The sequence below is a fragment of the Pseudomonas sp. Irchel 3F6 genome, assembly GCF_900187595.1.
Taxonomy (GTDB): domain Bacteria; phylum Pseudomonadota; class Gammaproteobacteria; order Pseudomonadales; family Pseudomonadaceae; genus Aquipseudomonas; species Aquipseudomonas siliginis.
Genome location: NZ_FYDP01000001.1, coordinates 389,364 through 414,419, shown reverse-complemented (window position 1 = coordinate 414,419; position 25,056 = coordinate 389,364). Strand labels below are relative to the sequence as shown.

General features: G+C 61.0%; 25 protein-coding genes. 16 read left to right on the top strand and 9 right to left on the bottom strand.

What is annotated here, in order from left to right:
* Positions 1–20 precede the first annotated feature (20 nt).
* Positions 21–935 (top strand): LysR family transcriptional regulator, encoded by a 915-nt coding sequence (locus tag CKW30_RS01865; RefSeq protein ID WP_056784938.1) that lies wholly within the window; start codon positions 21–23, stop codon positions 933–935.
* A 37-nt stretch (positions 936–972) separates the two neighbouring features.
* On the opposite strand, the gene CKW30_RS01860 is transcribed toward CKW30_RS01865, so the two are convergent.
* Both CKW30_RS01860 and CKW30_RS01855 read right to left on the bottom strand, forming a co-directional pair.
* On the bottom strand, positions 973–1,365 hold the full coding sequence (locus CKW30_RS01860) for a carboxymuconolactone decarboxylase family protein (RefSeq protein WP_371857522.1): 393 nt from the start codon (positions 1,363–1,365) through the stop codon (positions 973–975).
* 70 nt (positions 1,366–1,435) lie between these two features.
* Positions 1,436–1,822 (bottom strand): MerR family transcriptional regulator, encoded by a 387-nt coding sequence (locus tag CKW30_RS01855; RefSeq protein ID WP_016774345.1) that lies wholly within the window; start codon positions 1,820–1,822, stop codon positions 1,436–1,438.
* 262 nt (positions 1,823–2,084) lie between these two features.
* Between CKW30_RS01855 and CKW30_RS01850 the strand changes: the two genes are divergently transcribed.
* From CKW30_RS01850 to CKW30_RS01815, 8 genes are all read left to right on the top strand, one after another.
* Positions 2,085–2,441 carry a metalloregulator ArsR/SmtB family transcription factor gene (locus CKW30_RS01850; protein ID WP_095179655.1) on the top strand — a complete coding sequence of 119 codons (357 nt, stop codon included), beginning with the start codon at positions 2,085–2,087 and terminating at the stop codon, positions 2,439–2,441.
* Between the two features lie 64 nt (positions 2,442–2,505).
* Complete coding sequence (locus CKW30_RS01845; RefSeq protein ID WP_095179654.1) at positions 2,506–2,976, top strand: arsenate reductase ArsC; 471 nt, start codon at positions 2,506–2,508, stop codon at positions 2,974–2,976.
* Positions 2,977–3,023: 47 nt separating this feature from the next.
* Positions 3,024–3,737, top strand: a complete 714-nt coding sequence (gene arsH, locus CKW30_RS01840; RefSeq protein WP_041480526.1) for an arsenical resistance protein ArsH — start codon at positions 3,024–3,026, stop codon at positions 3,735–3,737.
* Between the two features lie 68 nt (positions 3,738–3,805).
* Complete coding sequence (locus tag CKW30_RS01835) at positions 3,806–4,879, top strand: ArsO family NAD(P)H-dependent flavin-containing monooxygenase (RefSeq protein WP_095179653.1); 1,074 nt, start codon at positions 3,806–3,808, stop codon at positions 4,877–4,879.
* Positions 4,880–5,090: 211 nt separating this feature from the next.
* Complete coding sequence (locus CKW30_RS01830; protein WP_095179652.1) at positions 5,091–5,423, top strand: hypothetical protein; 333 nt, start codon at positions 5,091–5,093, stop codon at positions 5,421–5,423.
* Positions 5,424–5,612: 189 nt separating this feature from the next.
* Positions 5,613–6,437: an oxidoreductase gene (locus CKW30_RS01825; RefSeq protein WP_095179651.1), complete on the top strand. Its 825-nt coding sequence runs from the start codon at positions 5,613–5,615 to the stop codon at positions 6,435–6,437.
* 231 nt (positions 6,438–6,668) lie between these two features.
* Positions 6,669–7,610 carry an AraC family transcriptional regulator gene (locus CKW30_RS01820; RefSeq protein WP_095179650.1) on the top strand — a complete coding sequence of 314 codons (942 nt, stop codon included), beginning with the start codon at positions 6,669–6,671 and terminating at the stop codon, positions 7,608–7,610.
* Between the two features lie 119 nt (positions 7,611–7,729).
* A complete protein-coding gene (locus CKW30_RS01815) occupies positions 7,730–8,143 on the top strand; it encodes a PaaI family thioesterase (RefSeq protein WP_095179649.1) in 414 nt (137 codons plus the stop codon).
* A gap of 69 nt (positions 8,144–8,212) precedes the next feature.
* Here the strand turns inward: CKW30_RS01815 and CKW30_RS01810 are convergent, their stop codons facing one another.
* A complete protein-coding gene (locus tag CKW30_RS01810; RefSeq protein ID WP_095179648.1) occupies positions 8,213–9,790 on the bottom strand; it encodes a GMC family oxidoreductase in 1,578 nt (525 codons plus the stop codon).
* A 26-nt stretch (positions 9,791–9,816) separates the two neighbouring features.
* A complete protein-coding gene (locus CKW30_RS01805) occupies positions 9,817–10,590 on the bottom strand; it encodes an alpha/beta fold hydrolase (protein ID WP_095179647.1) in 774 nt (257 codons plus the stop codon).
* Between the two features lie 88 nt (positions 10,591–10,678).
* On the opposite strand from CKW30_RS01805, the gene CKW30_RS01800 reads away from it, so the two are divergent.
* Entirely contained in the window at positions 10,679–12,118 is a 1,440-nt protein-coding gene (locus CKW30_RS01800; protein WP_095180283.1) for an HD domain-containing phosphohydrolase, read from the top strand.
* Positions 12,119–12,131: 13 nt separating this feature from the next.
* Here the strand turns inward: CKW30_RS01800 and CKW30_RS01795 are convergent, their stop codons facing one another.
* Positions 12,132–13,040, bottom strand: a complete 909-nt coding sequence (locus tag CKW30_RS01795; RefSeq protein WP_095179646.1) for a LysR family transcriptional regulator — start codon at positions 13,038–13,040, stop codon at positions 12,132–12,134.
* A gap of 208 nt (positions 13,041–13,248) precedes the next feature.
* Here CKW30_RS01795 and CKW30_RS01790 point away from each other — a divergent pair, with 208 nt between their 5' ends.
* Complete coding sequence (locus CKW30_RS01790; RefSeq protein WP_095179645.1) at positions 13,249–14,025, top strand: SDR family oxidoreductase; 777 nt, start codon at positions 13,249–13,251, stop codon at positions 14,023–14,025.
* 48 nt (positions 14,026–14,073) lie between these two features.
* Here the strand turns inward: CKW30_RS01790 and CKW30_RS01785 are convergent, their stop codons facing one another.
* Complete coding sequence (locus CKW30_RS01785) at positions 14,074–14,967, bottom strand: LysR family transcriptional regulator (protein ID WP_095179644.1); 894 nt, start codon at positions 14,965–14,967, stop codon at positions 14,074–14,076.
* 95 nt (positions 14,968–15,062) lie between these two features.
* Between CKW30_RS01785 and CKW30_RS01780 the strand changes: the two genes are divergently transcribed.
* Positions 15,063–16,229: an MFS transporter gene (locus CKW30_RS01780; protein WP_056784905.1), complete on the top strand. Its 1,167-nt coding sequence runs from the start codon at positions 15,063–15,065 to the stop codon at positions 16,227–16,229.
* A 12-nt stretch (positions 16,230–16,241) separates the two neighbouring features.
* On the opposite strand, the gene CKW30_RS01775 is transcribed toward CKW30_RS01780, so the two are convergent.
* Complete coding sequence (locus CKW30_RS01775; RefSeq protein WP_016774329.1) at positions 16,242–17,417, bottom strand: DNA-binding transcriptional regulator; 1,176 nt, start codon at positions 17,415–17,417, stop codon at positions 16,242–16,244.
* Between the two features lie 281 nt (positions 17,418–17,698).
* Between CKW30_RS01775 and xylA the strand changes: the two genes are divergently transcribed.
* The 4 genes from xylA (at position 17,699) to CKW30_RS01755 (ending at position 23,015) form a co-directional block, all read left to right on the top strand.
* Positions 17,699–19,015, top strand: a complete 1,317-nt coding sequence (gene xylA, locus CKW30_RS01770) for a xylose isomerase (protein WP_095179643.1) — start codon at positions 17,699–17,701, stop codon at positions 19,013–19,015.
* Positions 19,016–19,162: 147 nt separating this feature from the next.
* Positions 19,163–20,164, top strand: a complete 1,002-nt coding sequence (gene xylF, locus CKW30_RS01765; RefSeq protein WP_016774327.1) for a D-xylose ABC transporter substrate-binding protein — start codon at positions 19,163–19,165, stop codon at positions 20,162–20,164.
* Positions 20,165–20,321: 157 nt separating this feature from the next.
* Positions 20,322–21,878, top strand: a complete 1,557-nt coding sequence (xylG, locus tag CKW30_RS01760) for a D-xylose ABC transporter ATP-binding protein (protein ID WP_095179642.1) — start codon at positions 20,322–20,324, stop codon at positions 21,876–21,878.
* Entirely contained in the window at positions 21,879–23,015 is a 1,137-nt protein-coding gene (locus CKW30_RS01755) for a sugar ABC transporter permease (protein ID WP_076563313.1), read from the top strand.
* A 168-nt stretch (positions 23,016–23,183) separates the two neighbouring features.
* Here CKW30_RS01755 and CKW30_RS01750 read toward each other — a convergent pair whose 3' ends face one another.
* Positions 23,184–24,266, bottom strand: a complete 1,083-nt coding sequence (locus tag CKW30_RS01750; protein ID WP_095179641.1) for an alkene reductase — start codon at positions 24,264–24,266, stop codon at positions 23,184–23,186.
* A gap of 28 nt (positions 24,267–24,294) precedes the next feature.
* Entirely contained in the window at positions 24,295–25,035 is a 741-nt protein-coding gene (locus CKW30_RS01745) for an SDR family oxidoreductase (RefSeq protein ID WP_095179640.1), read from the bottom strand.
* Positions 25,036–25,056: the final 21 nt, after the last annotated feature.

Below are 25,056 nucleotides of genomic sequence, written 5' to 3'. Positions count from 1 at the left end.
TGAAGCTCACCGGAAAAGTCATGGAATTACTGCAATCGATGCGCCTGTTCGCCCGACTGGCGGAGCTGGGCAGTTTCACCAAAGCCGCTGAGTCGCTGGACATCGGCCGGCCGCAGGTCACTCGCTATATTCAGGAACTGGAAACATCGCTGGGCGTGCGCCTCTTCCAGCGCACTACGAGGAAAGTCGCACTCACCGCCGAGGGTGAACTTTTCTATCAGCGGGTCCAGGAAATTCTGGCCGAGATCACCGCCGCCACCACAATGTTCGATCGCACCGGAGCCACGCTGTCCGGCCGCCTGCGCATCGACATTCCCACGGCGTTCGCGCAGCTGGAATTCATCAAAAGCCTGCGCGAATTCACCGACACCTACCCCGGCATCGATATGGTGCTGGGCGTCACCGATCGTGCGGTTGATCTGGTCGGCGAAGGCATCGACTGCGCGCTGCGCATCGGCGAGCTGCCCGACTCAACCCTGATCGCCCGCCCTATCGCCTTGGCGACCATGGTCACCTGCGCCGCGCCCGAATACCTGCGCGAGCACGGCACACCGGAAACGCTTGGAGATCTGGCGAACCATCAAGGCGTGAACTTTCTCTCGGGCCAGAACAACCGCACCTTGCCCTGGCAGTTTTCAGTTGAGGGCAAACAGAAATCCTACGTCAGCCGCCAAGGTATTACCGTCACCGAGTCGAACGCCTACGTGCAGTGTGGCGTGTCGGGCTTCGGCATTATTCAGGCACCGGGTATCGCGGTGGCAGAGCATCTGGCTAACGGTGCTCTGGTGGAAATTCTGCAACCGCTGCGCCCGCTGCCTCGGCCAGTGACGCTTTTGTACCCGAGCCGCACGCATTTGCCGGCGCAGGTGCAGGTGTTTATCGAATGGCTGCAGGTGCGGTTTGTGCAGTTGCATGGGGGGTGGGTGGTAGGTTGAATCTGGCTTTATCCCGCAGTTTCTGCAGCGTGCGCAACTAGGATTTGACGCTGATCCCGCGAGCAGCAAAGACTTCACGCGCAGCCGTTATACCGTTCAAGGCGCTGGGAAATCCTGCGTATACGGTCATTTGCAAGATCACATCGACCACCGCCTCCGGTGTGCACCCGACGTTCAGGGCGCCGCCGATATGCACTTTCAGTTGTGGCTGGGCATTGCCCAGTGCGGTCAGTGCCGCAACGGTTGCCAGCTCACGAGTGCAGTGATCGAGCCCGGGGCGGGCGAAGACATCGCCGTAGGCAAAACTCAGAATCCAGTCCGCAAGCTCTGGAGCAGTATCCTTCAATGAATCAACCACTGCCTGACCAGGTCCGCCAGTAATCTGCGTCAGAGCGGCTTCTCCGCGCTCTCGACGATCAGTCATCTCCACCGGCGCTGCCACACTGGTCACGCTTGCGCCAATCAATGTGGCGGACAGCAAGCGGTTGAAACCGGGAAGTTTACGGATCATGGTGATGCTCCTTTTGCTCGAGTTGGTGATAGATCTGAATCTTGTTATCCAGAACCTCCAGGGACTGGCTCAACTGGCTGATCTGCGCTTGCACGTCCCGGCGATGCTGCTCAAGAAGCTCGCGGCGTTCTGCCAGGGTCGAGTCGCCTGATCGGCGCAGTTCGGCATACCGCAGCATTTGCTGGATCGGCATTCCGGTCGCCTTCAACCGGAGCAGAAACTCGGCCCACAGCACATCCTTCTCGGCGTACACCCGGTGGCCATTGCCACCGCGCCCAACCGGGTCGAACAGCCCGATGCGCTCGTAATAGCGGATCGTGTGAGCGCTCAAATCAAGGCGTTTGGCCAACTTTGAAATTGTCAGTTCTGGATTCATGTCATCACCGTAAAGGTTTGAGCGTGCTCTAAGTCAATGGCTATTTTCAATCAGTTGGAATCAGACAAATCGCGGGCACTATCCGCGCGGTCCGTTGCTATCAGTCTCGACGGTTCAACCGCTGTTATATTCGCTTTACCAGATATATGAGAATACGTATATTCGGCCATTCATATTCACTGATCAGCAATCATTCCCTCGCCCTTTCACCCTGAGCGTCAAGCTCATCGTTTTGGTCAAGACACAAGCTTCTGGAGGATGTATGACAGAACCCATGACCCCCACCACTTTGTTCAAGTGTCTGGCCGATGACACCCGGGCCAAAATTTCCCTGCTTGTCGTGCGCGAAGGCGAGTTGTGTGTATGCGAGCTGACGGCAGCACTCGACCTCAGTCAGCCGAAGATTTCTCGTCATTTGGCGCTGCTGCGCTCCGCCGGTTTGCTGCTGGATCGTCGCCAGGGTCAATGGGTGTACTACCGACTGAATCCTGATGTGCCCGCGTGGGTAACCGCAGTTTTGAGGGCAGTGGCAGACGCCAATCAGCCATGGCTGGAAACCGAGGCCAAGCGCCTGTGCTGCATGAGCGACCGACCGATCAATCAGGCCATGTGCAGCTGATTCATGCCCACCGGATCAACCACCCTGGCAATGCGCCTCAGTTTCTGAATCAAGGAATCGTCTGATGAAAATCTTGTTCATGTGCACCCACAACAGCTGCCGCAGCATTCTGTCCGAGGCGCTTTTCAACCATTTGGCGCCCGAGGGCGTAGACGCTGTCAGCTCAGGCAGCTTTCCCAGTGGCCGGGTGAATCAACGGGCACTGCAAACGCTGGAGGCGGCGGGTATTTCCACAGTGGGCTTGAGCAGCAAGGCTTCGGATGCTTTTGAAGGCTCGCCTCCGGACATCGTGATCACAGTCTGTGATCGGGCTGCGGGAGAAGCATGCCCGATCTTTTTCGGCCCAGCCCTGAAGGCGCATTGGGGTCTGGCCGACCCGTCTGAGGCTAGCGGGTCGGAAGCCGAGATCACCGCAGCGTTTGCAACCACACTGGCCAAAATCCAGGAACGCGTGAGTGCGTTTCTCGCACTGCCGCTCAAGACCATGAGCCCTGACCAACTGCAAGCTGAACTGAACCGCATCGGTTCGCTTTGAAGATCAACCGAGGCGCCCCCCCTCCAGGTGCCGCCGCAGGAGTTCATATGCAAGACACATTGCCAAACGTACACGCCGACCTGATCGACATTCCTACGCTGGAGCAGCTGTCTCCGCGTAATCCTTCGCCCCACAAACCTCGCATTTTGCTGCTATACGGATCGACGCGAGAGCGCTCGTTCAGTCGTCTGGTCACGCAAGAAGCGGCACGCCTGCTGAATGAGTTTGGCGCCGAAACCAGGATTTTTGATCCTGCGGGTCTGCCGCTGCCTGATGACGCACCCGACACGCATCCCAAAGTCGTGGAACTGCGCGAGCTGATGCAATGGTCCGAGGGTCAGGTGTGGTGCTCTCCTGAGCGTCACGGCTCCATGAGTGCCGTGTTCAAAGCGCAGATCGACTGGGTTCCGCTGGCGCTGGGCGCTGTACGACCTACGCAAGGCAAAACCCTCGCTGTGATGCAGGTCTGCGGCGGCTCGCAGTCCTTCAACGTGGTCAATCAGTTGCGGGTACTTGGCCGCTGGATGCGGATGTTCACCATCCCGAACCAGTCTTCCGTGGCCAAGGCGTTCACAGAGTTCGATGAAGCGGGTCGCATGAAGCCTTCTTCGTACTACGACCGCTTGGTGGACGTGATGGAAGAATTGATGAAGTTCACGCTGCTCTTGCGCGATCGTCAGGATTACCTGGTCGACCGTTATTCCGAGCGCAAGGAATCCGCCGAAGAGCTGTCCAGACGAGTCAACCAGCGTTCCATTTGATGCCTGTGCGGGGCAACGGTATGGCCCGACCCCGATCTTTCACTCGTTGAGGCCTTTGCGCCGGGAGGATGCTGGTGAGTCAGAATTCGACACTTGATGTTGTGGTCATTGGTGGTGGCCAATCCGCGCTGACTGTCGCTTATTTTTTGAAGCGCACAGGCTTGTCTTACGTGCTGCTCGATGCCGAGCCGGGACCGGGAGGCGCCTGGCGGCATGGCTGGGATTCGCTGCGACTCTTCTCGCCGTCGGCATGGAGCTCGATTGCAGGCTGGCCGATGCCGGCCATATCCGAGGGGACGCCCGGGCGAGACGATGTTGTCGAATACCTGACTCAGTACGAGCGCCGGTATGACTTCCCCATCATCCGCTCCACGCGGGTGACCGGTGTCGAGAAAATCGAAGGCGGCTTGCGCGTTATCTCAAAGGACAACCACTGGGACGCCAAAGCGGTTATCAGTGCAACAGGCACCTGGAGCCGCCCGTTCGTACCGGACTATCCCGGCCAGGCGTTGTTTGCAGGCAGGCAGCTTCATTCCGCTCATTACGTCGGGCCGAACGGGTTTGCGGGTAAAAACGTCCTTGTCGTCGGTGGCGGCAACTCCGGCGCCCAGATTTACGCCGAGGTCTCCAAAGTGGCTCAGGCAACCTGGGTCACGCAACAGGCCCCAACGTTCTTACCTGATGAGGTGGATGGACGAGTCCTGTTCGAACGCGCTACTGCTCGACTGAAGGCGCAGCAGGATGGCGTGGAGCCTCAACAGCCCGTTGGAGGGCTGGGCGACATCGTCATGGTGCCGCCGGTGAAGGAAGCTCGCGAACGCGGTGTACTGAACGCAGTACGGCCGTTCACGCGTTTTACTTCGACGGGGGTTGTGTGGTCATCGGGCATCGAGACAAAGGTGGACGCTGTCATCTGGTGCACGGGTTTTGCTCCGGCGCTCGACCACCTGAACAGCCTGGGCGTTGTAGGCCGGGATGGCAAAGTGATTGTGGACGAAAGCCGAAGCGTTGCGATGCCCGAACTGTGGCTGGTGGGTTATGGCGACTGGACGGGGCTCGCTTCTGCCACATTGATCGGCGTAACCCGCACCGCCCGGGATGTAGTCAGGCAAGTGCAAAGCTATCTCACTGGCGGAACCTGATTGCTCGCGGCGCCGTGAAGCCATAAGGTCGCTAGCCTGTAAATCATCTTCAGCGAGCAGAATCAGGCAAGTCGCCAACAGTATCCGCCTAACGCCGACACCGCCCTGCCCCCTAATCTGAACCCATGCAGAACACACCACTGCAACGGGTTAACCAGATACGGATCTGAACGACCCGGACCTCAATCTCAACTTGACCGGAGTCACCGCCATGAAAACTGTAAGCCAACTGATCGCCGTCGCCACTTTCGCCCTCAGCGCCAGCGCATTCGCCGTACCGAGCAATCAGGAAGATCGTTTCTTCACCCAGGTCAACGAACCACAGCAGACTGTTGCTGCCGATGGCTCGGAACGTACGCCGCAGGGTCAGGCTCTGGCTGAAAACGGCCGCAATCGCCTCGAGGAAAAAGGCCTGGCGGAGGACGGTTATGACAAGACCCCACAAGGCCAGGCCATCGCTGCCGACGGCTCAGACCGCACCTCAATGGGCCAGGCCCTCGCCGCTGAAGGATCAGACCGGACCCCAGGTCGTCGCGCAGCTTAAGCGCATGATGCTGAGACAAGAAAAGTCCTGCAGGTTTGAAACCTGCAGGACTTTTCCGTTTTTTGAGGCAAGACCTGATCGAAAACCCTATTGATAGGAACAGGCAATACTCCGATCCGATTCGGCATCGTCCGCCAGCGTTATCCGCCCTAGCATGGCCTCTCCAATTGCCTGCTGGAGTACAGATCCATGAAGACCCTTTTCATCACCGGTGTCAGCAGCGGCTTCGGCCAAGCGCTGGCCAAGGAAGCACTTGCCCAGGGCCATAAGATCATCGGCACAGTGCGCAGCGAATCCGCGCTGGCAGCCTTCGAAGCGCTCTCGCCCGAGCGCGCGCATGGGGTGGTGCTGGACGTTACCGATTTCGATGCCATCGATGGGGTGGTTGCGGCAGTGGAGGATCGCCACGGCCCGGTGGACGTGCTGGTCAACAACGCAGGTTATGGCCACGAGGGGATTTTCGAAGAGTCATCGCTGCAGGAAATGCGCCGCCAGTTCGACGTCAACGTGTTTGGCGCAGTGGCGGTGACCAAGGCGTTCGTCCCGTATTTTCGCCAGCGCCGCGCGGGGCATGTTCTTAATATCACGTCGATGGGCGGCCATATCACCATGCCCGGGATCGCCTATTACTGCGGCAGCAAGTTTGCGCTTGAAGGGATCTCCGACACCTTGAGCAAGGAGCTTGCGCCCTTCAATATTTTTGTCACCGCTGTGGCGCCGGGGTCATTTCGCACCGACTGGGCAGGCCGCTCGATGCAACGCACGCCGCGTAGCATCAGTGACTACGACGCAAGCTTCGATCCGGTGCGCAAGGCCCGGGAGGAGAAAAGCGGCCAGCAGCTGGGCGATCCGCTGAAAGCTGCACGGGCCATGCTGACCATCATCGACAGTCCAGATCCGCCGGCTCACCTGCTATTGGGCAGTGATGCGCTGGCGCTGGTGCGTGACAAGTTGCAGCAGACGGCTGAGAGTATTGAGCAATGGGCAGCGCTTAGTCGTTCGACGGATGGCTGAAAGATCAAAAGCACCCTCACCCCAGCCCTCTCCCGGAGGGAGAGGGAGCCGATCGCGGGTGGATTCAACCCCGGCGTTCGGCACAATATTACAGGTCGGCGTAGTACCAGAAAGCACCACGGTCAGTCCCCTCTCCCTCTGGGAGAGGGCTAGGGTGAGGGCTCTGTCTGACACCCCGCCAATCAGCCAGACAGGTTCGAACGCGCCTTTTCACAAGGAAACCCACAGCCCATGCCGAAACCGAAAGACCCAATCACCGCGCGCATGGTCCAGCTAATGAGCCAGCTCGCCCCGCTGGAGGGCTACAACCTGAGCCCGCTGGACGATGTACGTTTCCTGCGTTCCAACCGACCGCTGACCCGCACGCCGGTGCTGTATGAACCGGGCATCGTGATCCTCTGTCAGGGGCGCAAACGCGGCTATCTAGGCGATGAAATCTACGTCTACGACGCCCAGCATTATCTGGTGGTATCGGTGCCGGTACCCTTCACCATGGAAACCGACGCCAGCGAAGCGGAGCCGATGCTGGCGGTGTACGTGCGCCTGGATTTCGCCCTGGCCGGCGAGCTGATTCAGCAAGTGGATGAGCGGTGGGAATTTCCCACAGCGCAACCGATGGGCATGTACGCCTCGCCTCTGGACGAACCGCTGCGCCGGTCAACCCTGCGTTTTCTTGAAGTGATGAGCGACGATGCCGACGCGCAAATCCTCGGCCCGGCGATGCTGCGCGAGCTCTACTACCGTATCCTCACCGGCGAACAAGGTGGCACCCTGCGCGCCGCCATCGCCCAACAAGGCCAGTTCGGCAAAGTGACCCGCGCCATCCACAAGATCCACAGTTGCTATAACCAGCATCTCGACGTAGCAACCCTGGCCGAAGAAGCGCAGATGAGTGTGCCGAATTTTCATCTGCACTTTCGCAAGGTTACCGATTCCTCGCCGATGCAGTACCTGAAATCGACGCGGCTGCACCAGGCGCGATTGCTGATGCTGCGTAACGAACTGACCGCGGCAAAATCTGCGTTTCTGGTCGGTTACGAAAGCGCCTCGCAATTCAGCCGCGACTTCAAACGCCTGTTCGGCCGCACGCCGCTTGCGGAAGTGGCGTGGATGAAACAAGCCTATGCGCTGCCGGCACCGACGAGTGCTTCGCCGTTTGTGTCGTCGCACTGATCTTCAGTGCCACGCTCCGCGCACTTATCGCAGCAAATTCCCCATCCACATAGTGCTTGCCCCCTCCTGCGACTCCCCGCTCAATCGCACAGGTCAGTCGCCTGCATCAGGATGGGATCATGAACACCACGGCCATTCCCGAAGGTTTTACTCCATTGACCCGCAGCAGTCCTTTGCTGGATCTGCTCGGCCCGATCTACGCCAGAGGCCACGGCCTGCAATTGGAACTGGGTTTACTGACCGACTCCCGCCACGCCAATGGCCGTGGCACTTTGCATGGCGGTGTATTGGCGACACTAGCGGACGTGGGCATGGGTTACGCCATGGCCTTTTCCAGCGATCCACCGCAGCCGTTGATCACCGCGAGCATGACCCTGGATTATCTCGGCGCGGTGCAAATCAACGAGTGGCTCGAAGTGCGTCTTGAGCACTCCAGAAAGGGCCGCCAATTGGCGTTTGCTGGCGTCAGTCTGCACGTCGGTGAGCGAACGGTTGCGCGCGCCAGTGCCGTGTTCGCCGTGCCGATGAATTGAATCGACTGACTCGACTCATCGTCACATCTGGACGGCAGGCCGGGATTTGCCGCCCCGCCCGCACGGTCATTACCTTGAAGGCATTGTGTTCGCCATCGTCACCCCATACGCAGCCAGAAGCATATCCGCCGCCCGCTCACCAATAACGACACACGGCGCCATCGTGTTGCCAACGGTAATGCGCGGCATGATCGAGGCATCTGCAACGCGCAGCCCGTCGATCCCGTACACGCGTAATTGGTGGTCAACCACCGACAGCGCATCGCGGCCCATTTTTGCCGTGCACGACAGGTGCCAGTAGGTCACGGCCGAATTGCGGATGAACTGTTCCATAGCGCGACGTTCTCTGGGACCGGGCACGACTTCGCGCTTGATCAGCGCATTGAAGGCCTGGCTGTTGCCGAGTGCGCGGCACAGTTCGATCGACGCATGGGCTGCGGCCATGTCCTCGGGCTCGCTCAGGGAGTTCGGCTCAATGATCGGCGCATCCAGCGGCCCAGCACCCGACAACCGCAAGCGCCCACGACTGGCCGGTCTGGCCAGCCCGGCGAACATGGTCCAGCCATGCTCCGGCGGCTCGATGGCGACCTCAGGCGGAGACGGTACCGCGAATGCCAACTGGCACTGCAACAGGTCCGGGGCTTCCAGGCGGCTGTCGCTTTTCCAGTACAAGGTGGTTTCGCATCCGCTGCCCGCGACGGCCTGGGGTTTTCGATACTCCCACGTGCAAGCGAACGCCAGATGATCCTGCAAATTCTCGCCCACACCGGGTAGATGAACGACCGGTACGATGCCGTGTTTTCGCAGCTCATCCGCCGGGCCGATGCCCGACTGCATGAGCACTTTCGGTGATTGCACCGCGCCCATGGACAGAACGACTTCAGCTGCGGCATGAAAGCAGCGCCGCTCGCCGGCGATCAACACTTCGACACCGACGGCCCGGGTGCCGTCCAGCAACACGCGAGTCACTAAGGCTCCGGTCAGCACCGTCAGGTCGGGACAGTGCAACCGTGGCTGGATGTAGGCGTCGTAAACCGATTCGCGCTTGCCCTGTTTGATGCGCAAGTCGGTGATGGCGACCCCGCCCGAGCCTTCCATCATCTCGCCATTGGGACTGTCGAATCGGGGGATGCCCAGATCGCTGGCCGCCTCCAGCGTTGCCAACGCAAGGGGTTGAGGCGTGGCCGGCTGTTCGACATGTACCGGCCCACCTGAACCACGCCGAGTGGCGTCCGGGCTGCCTTGCCAGTTTTCGATCCTGCGGTAGTAATCGAGAACCGATGCGTAGCCCCAGGCCGGGTCGCCAGACTCGGCAGCAAAATGCTCCCAATCGGCGCGATGGCCGCGCGACCAGACCATCACGTTGATGCTCGAACCTCCACCGAGCCCCTTGCCCATGCTCAGCGGGAGCCGTCGACCGTTGAGGCGTGGATCGGATTGCCCCTCGAATGCCCAGTCGCGCGCGGAGCCGAGGTTCAGCGGCCATTGCGCCGGTTCGTTCACCTCGGGGCCTGAGTAACGTTCGCCGGCTTCAATCAGCAGAACCCGTGCGCCTGACTGATCGGCAAGCCGCGCAGCGACCACGCAGCCCGACGTGCCGGCACCACAGACAATGAAATCATAGTCGTGAGCACTTCGAGGGTTCATATGCCCGCTCCCCTTCGATGCCGCGATCACTGCTCAGCAACGCTGTGCACGGCTTTGAGAATCACTGCGGCGACCTCGGCCGGCTGCGATTGCTGCGGGACATGGCTGGCGTGTACCTCTGCAAGGGTCGCACCGATACGCTTGGCGGCAGACCGCTGGACGTCGGGATGAATCATCCGGTCTTCGGTAGCGAGCAGGTACCAGGACGGTTTGGTTTTCCAGGCCGAAGCGGTGGTTTTATCTTCGAAAGCCGAGGCCTTGATCGGCCCCTGTGTGGCGGTCATGACGGCGGTCTGCGCGGCCGGCAGATCCTGAGCGAAATCCTTGGCCATGCCTTCAGCGGTGAGATAGAGGAAGCCGTTACCGTCGGCCTTGATCTGACTGATGCCCGGCGGCGTCGGCGCGCCTTTACCCTGTTCGCCACTGGTTTGCCCGGCGTCTGGCGCGAAGGCGGCGACATACACCAGAGCGCTGACTTTCTGGTCGCTGCCAGCCTCGGTGATCACCGTGCCACCCCAAGAGTGACCGACCAGCACCACCTTGCCCTGCTGGTTGTTCAGCGCGCGGCGCGTGGCGGCAACGTCATCGGCCAGCGAGGTGAGCGGATTTTGCACAACGGTAACGGCCACGCCTTTGGCTTGCAGCAGTGGCACCACTTTGGCCCAGTCGGAACCGTCAGCGAAGGCGCCGTGTACGATCACCACCGAAGGCGTTGTATCCTGCGCGTGGCTGGCGCCGGCCATGAAGGTACTGGCCAGGGCAAAGGCGACGGTGGCGAATTTCGATTTGATTGTTTTCATTGGATGAGCTCCTGTTCGGGAGTTCAGAGTGTGCTGGCCGGCCTGCGATGTGGGCATCGGTCAATTATCCGACCCCGGGGCATTTTTCATGGATAGTGGCTTGCAACTGGACATCTCACTGGACGGCGCACTGGCAACCATCGCCCAGGTCGGTGACCTCAGCATGGGGCAACCGCTCGGTCACTCGCGGCGCGTTGCCGCTTTGGCGCGGATGCTCGCGCAGGCATGCCACGGCGCCGGTGAGCATCTGCAGGTTGCAGAGCAGATTGCCTTGCTGCGCTGGTCTGGGTGCACGGCCAACGCCGAAGGCTTTGCCGACCTGCTGGGTGACGACGTCGATGGTCGCCGCGCAATGCTCGATCTGACCTTGGGCAGTGAGCAGATGAACGCGGTGCATCAGGCAACCCCGCTGGCCGTGGTGCACTGTGAAGTGTCCGGTGCAATCGCCAAAACCCTCCAGCTCGGAACCGCCGTCGAAGCGGGCCTGTGTCGGGTGTTCGAAACCTACGACGGCACTGGCCGACCGCTCGGCGTTGCGCATGAACATATCCCAGAGGTCGCCTATCAGGTGGTCATGGCCGGTGATCTGGATATTCTCACTCGCGCTCACGGTCTGGACGCGGCGTTGCGCTGGATCAACGAGCAGTCGGATCGGCGCTATCCAGCGTCGCTGGTGTCGTTGCTGGTGGCCAATGCCAAGGCCTGGCTGGCGGATCTGGAAACGCTTTGCACAAAAGTTGAACCCGCGCCTGAGCAGCGTCGTGTCTCGCTGACTTTGGTCGGAGACGTCATTGACTTGAAGCTGCCATGGCTGGCCGGGCATTCGCGTCAGGTCGCGCATGTTGCCGTGGAAGCGGCACGCCTGTGGGGGTTGAGTGAGCCGGCTTTGGCAAACATTGGCAAGTCCGCGCTGATTTACGGTCTCGGCCGCGCAGCCGTTTCCAATCATCTTTGGAATAGCGCAGGGCCGCTGCCCTACGGTGCGGCAGAGCGAGTGCGGCTGGTGCCTTACTGGACGCAACAGGCGCTCCGACCGGTTCCTGAACTGGCCGCGCCCGCCGAAATAGCCACCCACGCGTATGAACGGCTCGATGGCAGCGGCTATTTTCGCGGCGTGGCGGGTGATGCACTGAATGCCGAACATCGGCTGTTCGCCACCTCGGTCGCCTGGGTAGCGTTGAGGCAAGCCCGGCCATGGCGAACAGCCCACGACGAAGCCGCAGCAGCCACGCTACTCAAACAGGATGCTGGCCGTGGTCTGTTCGACAACGATGTCTGCGAAGCGGTCATTGCCGCCGCCAGTGGCGAGCGCCGCCTGCGGCAACCCAAGCCTTCGCTGCTGACAGCCCGTGAGTGCCGCATTCTTCTGGAGATCAGCCGTGGCGCCAGCAACAAACAAGTCGCGCAACTGTTGGATATCAGTCCGAGCACGGTACGCACGCACATGGAAAGCATCTTTCGCAAATTGCAATGCTCGACCCGTGCAGCCGCCACTCTGAAGGGGCTGACACTGGGCTTGATCGCCTGAGCCCTGCGCCGGGTCAAGCCTGATCAGCCTGCCTGGCGCGAGCAAGTTCGATGAATGCCCTGGCGGCCGCAGAGGGATTGCGGCGGTTCGGGTAGTACAGGCACAACCTGTCTCGGGGCGGGGTCCAGTCCTTGAGTACCTGCACGAACTCGCCGCTGCGGATTTCGTCACGAACGTCCTGCTCCATGAAAAAGCCCAGCCCCATATCCGCCTGCACCGCCACCTTGACCACGCTCGATTCATCCAGGGTCAGCGGCCCGTTCACATCCAGACGAATGACTTCGCCGTCGCGCTCGAAATACCAAGGGAAAATCGCCCCGTTCGGCAGTCGCACACGGATGCATCGATGCCCGGGCAGATCGGACGGCGAGCGCGGTTTGCCGTGTTGTGCAAAATACCCCGGCGAACCGACCACCGCGTACCGTTGCGGCGGGCCGACAGGCACTACAATCACATCGTTGGGCACCAGGCCTGCCGAGCGCACGCCGAAATCGAAGCCGTCAGCCACGATATCCACCAGGCGCCCTTCGGTCACAAGGTCAATGTGGACTTTCGGATGCTGCTGCAAAAACTCGATCACCAGTGGCAGCAGCGCCGAACGCGCAGCGCTGGCGAATGCGTTGATGCGCAGCGTTCCCGAGGGTCCGGCGTTTTGCGAGCGCACTGCATCCAGTGCCGCGCGCAAATCCTGCAAGGCTGGCCCCACTTGCTCGAGAAACACCTTGCCCGCTTCGGTGATGGCAACGCTGCGGGTGGTGCGGTTGAACAGGCGCGATTCGAGGCGCGCTTCCAGTTGCGCAATGGTGTTGCTCAGCGCGGTGGTCGAAACGTCGAGATCAATGGCAGCCTGGCGGAACGACCCCCTGCGTGCCACCGCTATAACGGCATCCAGTTCATTAAGGGCTAAGCGATCCTGGGCCATGGATTGTCCTGTTTTCCGGGATAGGTCATTACGATTTGTCCCAGTTGAACAAACTATCTGCAGCGCAGCAAGATGACTCCAGACCATCAATCAGGAGTCAGGCAATGAACCTTCAACCTTCCAACGTCGTGCAAACGTATCTCACGGTCACCGACGAGAAAAAAATCTCCGACGCAATCCATCAATTCGTCGCGCTGGAGATTTCGCCATGCTGAATTCAGGATTGACTGGCAAGCGGGTCCTCGTCACCGGCGGCACCAAGGGAATCGGCAAAGCAGTGGTCGAGTGGTTCCTGGCCGAGGACGCAAAGGTCATCACCTCGGCTCGGCAAGTGGAGGTCGAAATGCCGGGCGCACTGCTGGTTGCGGCTGATCTTTCGACACGGGAAGGTTGTGACGCACTCATCGCTGCGGTCCAACAGCAACTGGGCGGCGTCGACATAGTGATCCATGTTCTGGGTGGCTCGTCGGCCCCCGGTGGTGGTTTTGCAGCGCTGGACGAGGAGCAGTGGCAACGCGAACTCAATCTGAATTTGCTGCCAGCGGTGCGCCTAGATCGTGCCGTGCTGCCGGGCATGCTCGAGCGTCGTAATGGCGTGGTGATCCATGTCACATCCATCCAGAGTAGGCTGCCACTGCCGGAATCAACGACGGCGTACGCGGCGGCCAAGGCTGCGCTGTCGACCTACAGCAAAAGCCTGTCGAAAGAAGTGTCACCCAAGGGGGTTCGCGTCGTGCGGGTATCGCCGGGCTGGGTTGAAACCGAAGCGTCGGTGGCATTCGCCGAGCGACTCGCGCAGGAGGCAGGCACTGACTATCAAGGTGGCAAGGACATCATCATGCAGGCCCTGGGCGGTATCCCGCTCGGCCGCCCGTCGACGCCAGTTGAAGTGGCTGAGCTGATCGGGTTCCTGGCATCGCCGCGAGCAGCGTCGATCACCGGGAGTGAATTTGTGATCGACGGCGGCACCATTCCGACCATTTAGCCGCCAGTCTGCGGGTCATGGACGACCCGCAGAATCCGCACAGCACGTCTACATCCGATGCTGCTCCAGCAAAAAATCCACAAACAAGCGCACCCGCACCGGCATCGCCGCGCCGCCGACGAACACCGCATGAATCGGTTCCTCATCGCCCGGGTTGAACGCTTGCAGCAGCGGGATCAGCGCGCCGCACTGCAAGTCTTCCCTGACGGTGAACTCGCCAATCCGCGCAATTCCGGCGCCGAGTCTGGCGAACTGGGCCAGTGCTTCGCCGCTGCTGCATTCGATGTTGCCGCTGACTTTCAGCGAGAACTCCTTGCCGTCGCGGATGAACGGCCAGTTGGCTTCGGCGCGGCGGAAGTTGAAGCGCAGGCAGTTGTGCTTGAGCAGGTCTTCGGGTTGCTGAGGCGTGCCATGACGTTCCAGATAGTCGGGCGATGCCACGACCACCTGGCCGGTGTGGCCGAGCCGGCGCGCGGTCAACGGGCTGTCGGGCAGATGGCCGAAGCGTATGGCGACGTCCGCCTGGCCGGCGAGGATGTCAACGACTTCGTCGCCAAGGCTGAGGTCGACGACGATGTTCGGGTAACGGGCGGTGAAGGCTGCGACCAGCGGCACAATGGTCAGCCGTCCATGGCCAAGGGCGGCACTGACACGCAAGCGGCCCTTGGGTACGCCCTGATCGGTAATGGCCCCTTCCACTTCATCCATGTCGGCGAGAATCCGCCGGGCACCGCGCAGGAAGGCCTCGCCCTCGGCGGTAAAAGTGAGTGCGCGGGTGGTGCGCAGCAGCAAGCGGGTACCAAGTCGTTGTTCCGCGCGGGCGATGATCCGACTGACCGCCGAAGGCGTCAGTCCCAGCGCACGCGCAGCAGCTGAGAGGCTGCCCTCCTGCGCCACTGTGACGAACACGCTCATTTCCCCTGACCTGCCGTTGAAGTCCATTCGTGCCTCTTACGCAAAGGTGATTGCCACAATCGCCATCTACCGCCGGAAAACCATGGATCGTAGCATTGGCGGCATAGATGAGGAGACTTTCCATGCGTATCAATCCACCACTTGTTGCACTCGCTGTCGGCGCCTTTGGCATCGGCGTCACCGAGTTCGCGCCGATGGGCATGTTGCCCGGCATCGCTGCCGATCTCGGCGTTTCCATTCCCGCTGCGGGCTTGTTGGTCAGTGCCTACGCCTTGGGCGTGCTGCTCGGCGCGCCGCTGATGACCCTGACCACTGGCAAGATCCCCCGGCGCTATCTGCTGATCGGGCTGATGGCGATTTTCACCCTGGGTAACCTGATGTCGGCGCTGGCCACCGATTACTCCAGCCTGATGGTCGCCCGAGTGATCACCTCGCTCAATCACGGCGCATTCTTCGGAGTGGGCTCTGTGGTCGCCGCCAGCGTGGTCGCGCCGGAAAAACGTGCCGGCGCCGTGGCGGCAATGTTCATGGGCCTGACGTTGGCGACTATCGGCGGTGTGCCGCTGGCAGCCTGGTTTGGTGAACTGTTTGGCTGGCGCACGGCGTTCTGGGGCATTACCGGCCTCGGTGTGCTGACCATGATCGCTTTGTGGTTCGCCCTGCCCAATCTGAAAGCAGAGCAAGGCGCGGGTGCGCTGGCGGAAATACGGGTATTGGGCAGAGGTCCGGTGTTGGCCGCGCTGGCCCTGACGGTGGTCGGCTCGAGTGCGATGTTCACCGTATTCACTTACATCGCGCCGATCCTCAGCAGCGAGACCCATGCCTCCGCCGCGTTCATCACCGCCATGCTGGTGTTGTTCGGAATCGGTTTGACGCTGGGCAACATGTGGGGTGGCAAGGCTGCCGACCGTTCGATTGACCGCACCCTGATCGTGTCGCTGAGCGCATTGATTGTGGTGTTGCTGGCGTTCACTGTGCTGATGCGCTGGCCGCTGCCGGCCGCCGTCGCCATTCTGATCTGGGGTATCGCCAGTTTCGCCCTGGTGCCACCGCTGCAAATGCGCGTGATGGAAGCGGCCAAGGATGCGCCCAACCTGGCTTCGGCGGTGAATATCGGTGCGTTCAATTTTGGCAATGCGATCGGCGCGGCGCTGGGCGGCGCGGTGATCAATGCCGGGCTGGGTTATCCGGCGATTTCCCTGGCCGGCGCGGCGATGGCCGGTCTGGGGTTGCTGATGGTGCTGACGTTTGCCTGGCGTTCCAGAGCCAATGCCGCTGCGCTGGCGTAAGTCCTCGCAGCGCTACGCCCCGCCCTGCTGATACTCACGCGGCGTGCAGCCGAACTCGCGACGGAACACCGTGTGCAGATATTGCGCAGACTTGAAGCCGCAGGCCTGGGCAATGTCGGCAATCGCCGCATCGGTGTTCTTCAAACCGCTGGTAGCCGCCGCCAGTTTGAAACGCAGAATCTCGTCATGCACGCTGCAACCGCGCTCGGCGCGGAAATGCGCTTCCAGCGATGAGCGCGACACGCCGACATACGCCGCCACTTGCGCGGTCTTGATGCCCTGGCAGGCATATTGGCGGATGAACAGCAGCGCTTGCATGACGTACGGATTGCCCAGCGGTTGGTGCAGGCTCGACACCTGCACATTGACCGCATCAGGCGGAATCAGGATTTGCGTGCCGGTGGACGGCATGCCGTGGAGCATCTGGTGCAGCAATTGCGCAGCGGTGCGGCCCATGGTTTCGGTGCCCTGGATCACCGAACTCAGGGGTACGCGGGTCAGGCTGCGGGTCAGCGGATCGTTGTCGATGCCGATCAGCGCGACCTGCTCGGGCACGGCAATGCCGGCGGTCAGGCAGGCTTGCAGCAACTGCCGAGCGCGGGCGTCGCTGACGGCGATGATGCCGATCGGTTTGGGCAGGCTGTGCAGCCAGGCGATCAGTTGCTCGACGGCACTGTCCCACAACGGTGCGCTGGTGCCCATGCCGCGATAGATCTCGGCGTGCAGGCCGTCGCGCTGCATCAGTTTGCGAAAAGCTTTTTCCCGCTCCTGCGCCCAGCGATTGGCCTGCGCTTCCGGCAGGCTGAAACAGGCAAAGCGCTGCAACCCCGCCTCGACCAGATGCGAATAAGCCAGAGTGATCAGTGCGTTGTTATCAGTGGCAACGTAGGGGATCGCTTTCGGATAGGCGCGCGCATCCTCGTAAGAACCGCCGACCGCCACCACCGGCAAATGAATGTCGGCCAGCGCCTCGCCAATCAGCGGATCGTCGAAGTCGGCAATGATGCCGTCACCCTGCCAGCGCTCGATGCCTTTCAAGCGGCAGAGAAAGTCCTCTTCCAGAAACAGGTCCCAGGAAGCGCGGGTGCTGCTCAGGTAGTTGCCGATGCCGCTGATGATTCCACGGTCGTAGATCTTGCTGCCGTTGAACAACAGGGCGATGCGGTGCACGGGCGGTAGGCTCTTCATTCAGTATCCGGATTTTGCGTAAAGCCATTCGCGAGCAGGCTCGCTCCCACACGGTTTTGTGAACGACACGAATCAAATGTGGGAGCGAGCCTGCTCGCGAAAGCGGCCTCAAATTGTTTTTGTTCCGGGCGCCATGTCACGGCGACGATGGACACAGACTAGGCCTGCGCGCGCTGAAGCTCAATACGCAAAATCGCACTCACGGTTGAGGCTTTTCATAATCAGCGGGCACGGGGGCGTTGCTAGTATCGAGACACCCAAGAACAACAAGGACAAGGTCCATGCAGTATTTCCCCAATATCGAGCCGGTTCGCTACGAAGGCCCGAACAGTGATTCGCCCCTCGCTTTCCGCCACTACGACGCCGACAAACTGATCCTCGGCAAACCCATGCGCGAACACCTGCGCATGGCCGCCTGCTACTGGCACACCTTCGTCTGGCCGGGCTCCGATGTGTTCGGCGCCGGCACCTTCAAACGCCCCTGGCAACGCAGTGGTGAGCCGATGCAACTGGCTATCGGCAAGGCTCAAGCCGCCTTCGAGTTCTTCAGCAAACTGGGCATCGATTACTACTGCTTTCACGACACGGACGTCGCCCCCGAAGGCAACTCGCTGAAGGAGTACCGCGAACACTTCGCACAAATGGTCGATCGCCTCGAACAGCATCAGGCACAAAGCGGCATCAAGCTGCTCTGGGGCACCGCCAACTGCTTCAGCAATCCACGTTTTGCCGCCGGTGCCGCAAGCAATCCCGATCCGGAAGTGTTCGCCTGCGCCGCCGCGCAAGTGTTCAGCGCAATGAACGCAACCCATCGCCTCAAGGGCTCCAACTACGTGCTATGGGGCGGTCGCGAAGGCTACGAAACCCTGCTCAATACCGACCTGAAACGTGAGCGCGAACAACTCGGGCGCTTCATGCGCATGGTGGTCGAGCACAAGCACAAGATCGGTTTCACCGGTGACCTGCTGATCGAACCCAAGCCCCAGGAGCCGACCAAGCACCAGTACGATTACGACAGCGCTACGGTATTCGGCTTTCTCCAGCAGTACGGCCTGGAAAAGGAAATCAAGGTCAACATCGAGGCCAACCACGCGACCCTGGCCGGTCACAGTTTCCATCACGAAATCGCCACGGCTGCCTCGCTGGGGATTTTCGGCAGCATCGATGCCAACCGTGGCGATCCGCAGAACGGCTGGGACACCGACCAGTTCCCCAACAGCGTCGAGGAAATGACCCTGGCGACCTATGAAATCCTCAAGGCCGGCGGTTTCAAGAATGGCGGCTTCAATTTCGACTCCAAGGTGCGCCGGCAGAGCCTCGACGAGATCGACCTGTTCCACGGCCACGTCGGCGCCATGGACGTTCTGGCCTTGTCGCTGGAACGCGCCGCCGCGATGGTTGAGAACGATCAATTGCAAACCCTCAAGGATCAACGCTACGCCGGCTGGCGTCAGCCGTTCGGGCAAGCGGTGATGGCGGGCGACTTCAATCTTGAGTCACTGGCCGAGCACGCGTTCACCAACGAACTGAACCCGCAAGCCGTCAGCGGCCGCCAGGAAATGCTCGAAAACATCGTCAACCGTTACCTGTATCGCTGATGGCCAAGGGAGGCTGCCGACGCAACGACGCTGTGACAATTGCACGACAATTCTGTGCCTGCTGCGTCGGCAGATTCTCTACAGTTCTACCAGCCCGATTCATCGTCAGGCCGTGTCTTTCCAACAAAAATAAAAGGACGCACCACCATGAAGAACTTGAAACGTACGCTGTTGGCCAGTGCCCTGGCGTTGTTGGCCCTGCCGGTAATGGCTGACGCTACCCATCCGAAAATCGGTTTTTCCATTGACGACCTGCGTCTGGAACGCTGGTCGCGCGATCGCGATTATTTCGTCGCGGCGGCGGAAAAAATGGACGCCAAAGTCTTCGTGCAATCGGCGGACGCCAACGAGCAGAAGCAGATTTCGCAGATCGAAAACCTTATCTCTCGCGGCGTCGATGTGATTGTCATCGTGCCGTTCAACGCGACAGTGCTGACCAACGCCGTGGCCGAGGCGAAGAAAGCCGGGATCAAAGTGGTGTCTTACGACCGGCTGATTCTCAACGCCGATGTCGACGCCTATATCTCCTTCGATAACGAAAAGGTCGGCGAGATGCAGGCCGGCGGCGTGCTGAAAGCGGCGCCCAAGGGCAATTACTTCTTGCTGGGTGGCGCGCCCACCGACAACAACGCCAAGATCCTCCGTGAAGGCCAGATGAAGGTGCTGCAACCGGCCATCGACAAGGGCGATATCAAGATCGTCGGCCAGCAGTGGGTCAAGGAATGGAACCCGACCGAAGCGCTGAGTATTGTCGAAAATGCCCTGACCCGTAACAACAACAAAATCGACGGCATCGTCGCCTCCAACGACGCCACCGCTGGCGGCGCCATCCAGGCATTGGCCGCGCAGCAACTGGCCGGCAAGGTGCCGATTTCCGGTCAGGACGCCGACCTCGCAGCGGTCAAACGCGTAATCGCCGGCACGCAAACCATGACCGTGTACAAACCGCTGAAACTCATCGCCTCCGAAGCGGCCAAGCTCTCGGTGCAACTGGCACGCAACGAAAAACCGGCCTACACCTCGCAGTACGACAACGGCAGCAAGAAAGTCGACACCATCCTGCTCACGCCAACGCCGTTGACCAAGGACAACATCGACTTGCTCGAACAGGACGGCTTCTACACCAAGGCGCAGATTGCCGGGCAGTGATCCGGTCGTAAATCTTGATCAGACCTGTGGGAGCGAGCCTGCTCGCGAAAGCGGAGTGTCAGTCAGTCAAGCTCTGGCTGAAAAGGCCCCTTCGCGAGCAGGCTCGCTCCCACACAGGTTCAGTGGTGTTTGAGTCCCTGGTATACGAGCCTTTTCCATGTCCGACTATCTGCTGCAAATGAACGGCATCGTCAAAACCTTCGGCGGTGTCAAAGCGCTCAACGGCATCGACATCAAGGTCCGGCCCGGTGAATGCGTGGGCCTGTGCGGCGAGAATGGCGCCGGCAAGTCGACGCTGATGAAGATCCTCTCGGCGGTCTATCCCTATGGCACCTGGGACGGTGAAATCCTCTGGGACGGGCAACCGCTCCGGGCGCAATCGATCAGCGAAACCGAGGCCGCCGGCATCGTCATCATCCATCAGGAACTGACGTTGGTTCCCGACCTGTCGGTCGCCGAAAACATCTTCATGGGCCATGAGCTGACGCTGCCCGGCGGACGCATGAACTACCCGGCGATGATTCACCGCGCCGAAGCCTTGATGCGTGAATTGAAGGTGCCGGACATGAATGTTTCGCTGCCGGTTTCGCAGTACGGCGGCGGCTATCAGCAACTGGTGGAAATCGCCAAGGCCCTGAACAAACAGGCGCGCCTGCTGATTCTCGACGAGCCCTCCTCGGCCCTGAGCCGCTCGGAAATCGAAGTGCTGCTGGACATCATCCGCGACCTCAAAGCCAAGGGCGTCGCCTGCGTCTACATCTCGCACAAACTCGATGAAGTCGCCGCCGTGTGCGACACCATTTCGGTGATCCGCGACGGCAAACACATCGCCACCACCGCCATGGCCGACATGGACATTCCACAGATCATCACGCAGATGGTCGGGCGCGAAATGAGCAACCTTTATCCCAGCGAGCCGCACGAGATTGGCGAGGTGATTTTCGAAGCGCGCCACATGACTTGCTACGACGTCGACAACCCCAAGCGCAAACGGGTCGACGACATCTCCTTCAGCCTCAAGCGCGGCGAGATTCTCGGCATTGCCGGGCTGGTCGGGGCCGGCCGCACCGAACTGGTCACCGCACTGTTCGGCGCCTACCCCGGACGCCATGAAGGCGAAGTCTGGCTGGACGGCCGACCGATCGACACGCGCACGCCGCTGAAAGCGATCCGCGCAGGCCTGTGCCTGGTGCCTGAAGATCGCAAGCGCCAGGGCATCATTCCCGATCTCGGTGTCGGTCAGAACATCACCCTTGCCGTGCTCGAGAGCTATTCGAAAATGACCCGCATCGATGGCGAAGCCGAACTGGGCTGCATCGACCGGGAAATCTCCCGTCTGCATCTGAAAACCGCAAGTCCGTCCCTGCCGATCACCAGCCTGTCTGGCGGTAACCAGCAGAAAGCCGTGCTGGCGAAAATGCTGCTGGCCAAACCGCGCGTACTGATTCTCGACGAGCCGACCCGAGGCGTGGACGTCGGCGCCAAGTACGAGATCTACAAATTGATGGGCGCGCTCGCCGCCGAAGGCGTGTCGATCATCATGGTTTCGTCGGAACTGGCTGAAGTGCTCGGCGTCTCCGACCGCGTGCTGGTGATCGGCGAAGGCCAGTTGCGCGGCGATTTCGTCAACCATGAGCTGACCCAGGAACAGGTACTCGCCGCCGCCCTCAGCCAGCCGGGCAGCCATAACAATAATGATCGGAAAACCGCGTAAATGAATCAGGTCAAACAACTGTTCACCCGCTACAAGATGCTCGCGCTGGTATTTGCCGTGGTGCTGATCTGGCTGTTCTTCAGCTGGCAGACCGAGGGCGGCTTCCTCACCCCGCGCAACCTTTCCAACCTGCTGCGGCAGATGTCGATTACCGGAATTCTGGCCTGCGGCATGGTGCTGGTGATCATCAGCGGCGAGATCGATTTGTCGGTGGGTTCATTGCTCGGCCTGCTCGGCGGCCTCGCGGCGATACTCGACGTGGTCTATCACATTCCGCTGCTGGCGAATCTGAGTCTGGTCGCCCTGTGCGGTCTGGTCATCGGGCTTGCCAACGGCTACATGGCGGCGTACTTGCGCATCCCCTCATTCATTGTCGGCCTCGGTGGCATGTTGGCGTTTCGCGGGATTTTGCTGGGGATCACCGGCGGCACCACCATCGCCCCGGTATCCCCGGAGCTGGTCTACGTCGGCCAAGGATATCTGCCTCACGCGATCGGCACCGGCCTGGGTGTGCTGCTGTTTGTGCTGACGGTGTTCCTGACCTGGAAACAACGACGCAATCGCGCCCTGCATGGCCTGGCGGCGCATTCGCTAGTGCGTGATGTTGTGCGCGTGCTGGTGATCGGCGCGGTGCTGGCCGGTTTCGTCCAGACCCTCAACAGCTATGACGGCATTCCCGTGCCGGTGCTGCTGTTGCTGATTCTGCTCGGCGTGTTCAGTTACGTCACCAGCCAGACTGTGTTCGGCCGCCGGGTCTATTCGGTCGGCAGCAACATGGAAGCCACGCGCCTGTCGGGCATTAATGTGCAGGCGGTCAAGCTGTGGATTTTCGGCATCATGGGCGTGATGTGCGCCCTCGCCGGCGTGGTCAACACCGCACGCCTCGCCGCCGGCTCACCGTCAGCCGGCAGCATGGGCGAACTCGACGCCATCGCCGCCTGCTTCATCGGCGGCACCTCCATGCGCGGCGGCTCCGGCACCGTCTACGGTGCCCTCCTCGGCGCACTGGTGATCACCAGCCTGGATAACGGCATGTCCATGCTCGACGTCGACAGTTACTGGCAGATGATCGTCAAGGGCAGCATTCTGGTGTTGGCGGTCTGGGTGGATGTGAGTACGCGCACGGCTCGGCGTTGAAACGTTGCAGGTGAGTTGGTAAAACGCAAATGAGGCCTGATCACAGGCCTCACTTTTTCCTATCAACGGCGTGAACCGTCTCTTGCGACTGGCTTAAGCGTGCTTTTCCGGGTTCTGGCCAGCCCGTCAGGGCATCCACTGCCACGGCGGCTGGCACCGACGCTACATTCAAACGCCATCCACCGCCGGATAATCCCCATACCCTTCCCAACCCTGGCTGAACCAAGTGCTCATTTCGCTTTCCGCCAATGGCAACTGCCGAGCGAATCTCAGCGGCAGATCCGGATTGGCTATAAACGGCCGTCCAAACGCAATCGCATCGGCGAGCCCGGCATCCAGTTGCGCTTGTGCCCTGGCGAAACCGTAGTCCGAATTGAGGATCAGCACGCCTTTGAACACGTCGCGAATCATCCCGGCCAGTGGCGGGCGTTCGGACTTGCCGAAGGTGCCGTCCAGCGCTGGTTCGCGGACTTCCAGATGAGCGATGCCAATCGCTGACAGCACTTCGGCGGCGCGGATGAACAGCGCTTCGGGATCGCTGTCGCGGATGCCCTGCTCGTAGCTGCTTGGAGTCAGGCGCACGCCAGTGCGGTCGGCGCCGATGACTTCGGCCACCGCCTCGGTCACTTCCTTGAGCAAGCGGATACGGTTGTTGATCGAGCCGCCGTACGCATCGGTGCGAAAATTGTCGCTGTCGCGCAGGAACTGGTCGAGCAGATAGCCGTTGGCGGCGTGGATCTGCACGCCATCGAAACCCGCCTCGATTGCGTTGCGAGTGGCCTGACGAAAGTCTTCCAGCAGTGCGGGAATTTCTTCCAGCGGCAACGCACGCGCCGGTGTATACGGCTGCTTGCCGGCGTAAGTATGCGCCTGTCCCGGCGCGGTGGTGACCGATGCGGAAACCGGCTGGCCGCCGCCAAGGAAACTCGGGTGCACGACTCGGCCCATGTGCCAGAGCTGCGCGATGATCCGGCCGCCAGCGCCATGCACGGCATCGGTGACCTTGCGCCAGCCGGCGACCTGTTCGGCCGACCAAATGCCTGTCGCATACGGCCAGCCCAGACCTTGCTGGCTGATGCCGATCGCTTCGGAAATGATCAGGCCGGCACTGGCGCGCTGGCGGTAATACTCGACCATCATCTCGGTCGGGACGTGCTCGCGAGTGCCGCGCGCGCGGGTCATCGGTGCCATCAGGATGCGGTTGGGCAAATCGAGCGCGCCGAGGCGCACGGAATCAAATAACGATGTCATGTTCAGGCTCTCAAAAAGGTGGGCAGGATCAAACCAGGCGTGCGCCGCCGTCGATGTTGAGCACGGCGCCGTTCATGAAGGTGTTGCTCATCAGGAAAACCACTGCCGCGCCCGCTTCTGCAGCTGTGCCGAGGCGATGCAGGGGCAGCACCTGCTCAAGAGAAGCGACAACTGCATCCCGCCCCTCGCCCAGTGCCTTGCCCAGAATCGGGGTGTTGATCGGGCCGGGCGAAAGCGTGTTGACTCGCACCGGTGCCAACTCAAGGGCCAGACCGCGAGCCAGTGCTTCCATGGCTGCCGAGGCGGCGGCGAGTACGGCGGTGCCGTAGGCATTCGGGCGATCAGCGAGAGAACCGGAGATAAACGTGATCGAGCCGTCTTTTGCCAGCCTGTCGCCAAGGACCCGAATCGCATTGATCGATGCCCAGATGCGTTCGTCGAACGCGCGGTGCAGATAATCGAGATCAGCCGCGCGCACGGTGCCAGCGACAAACGTGCCGGCGAGCAGAACGAGGTGATCGACCTGAAGGATATCGGCCAGTGCAGTATCGAGAGCCTGGCTATCGGTCACGTCGGCCGCGCGCCAGCCATCGAGCCCGTGCTCGCTGGCGGCCTGCTCGGCACGTGCAGCGTTCGAGCCGATGACGATGACCTTGGCGCCAGCGGCTTTCGCTTGCACCGCAGCGGCCAGGCCGATGCCGGAGGTGCCGCCGAAAATGACCACGGTTTTGTCGGTGAGTGTGGAAGGCAGGGTTTGGCTGATGTTCATGCTGAGTCTCCGTCTGGAACA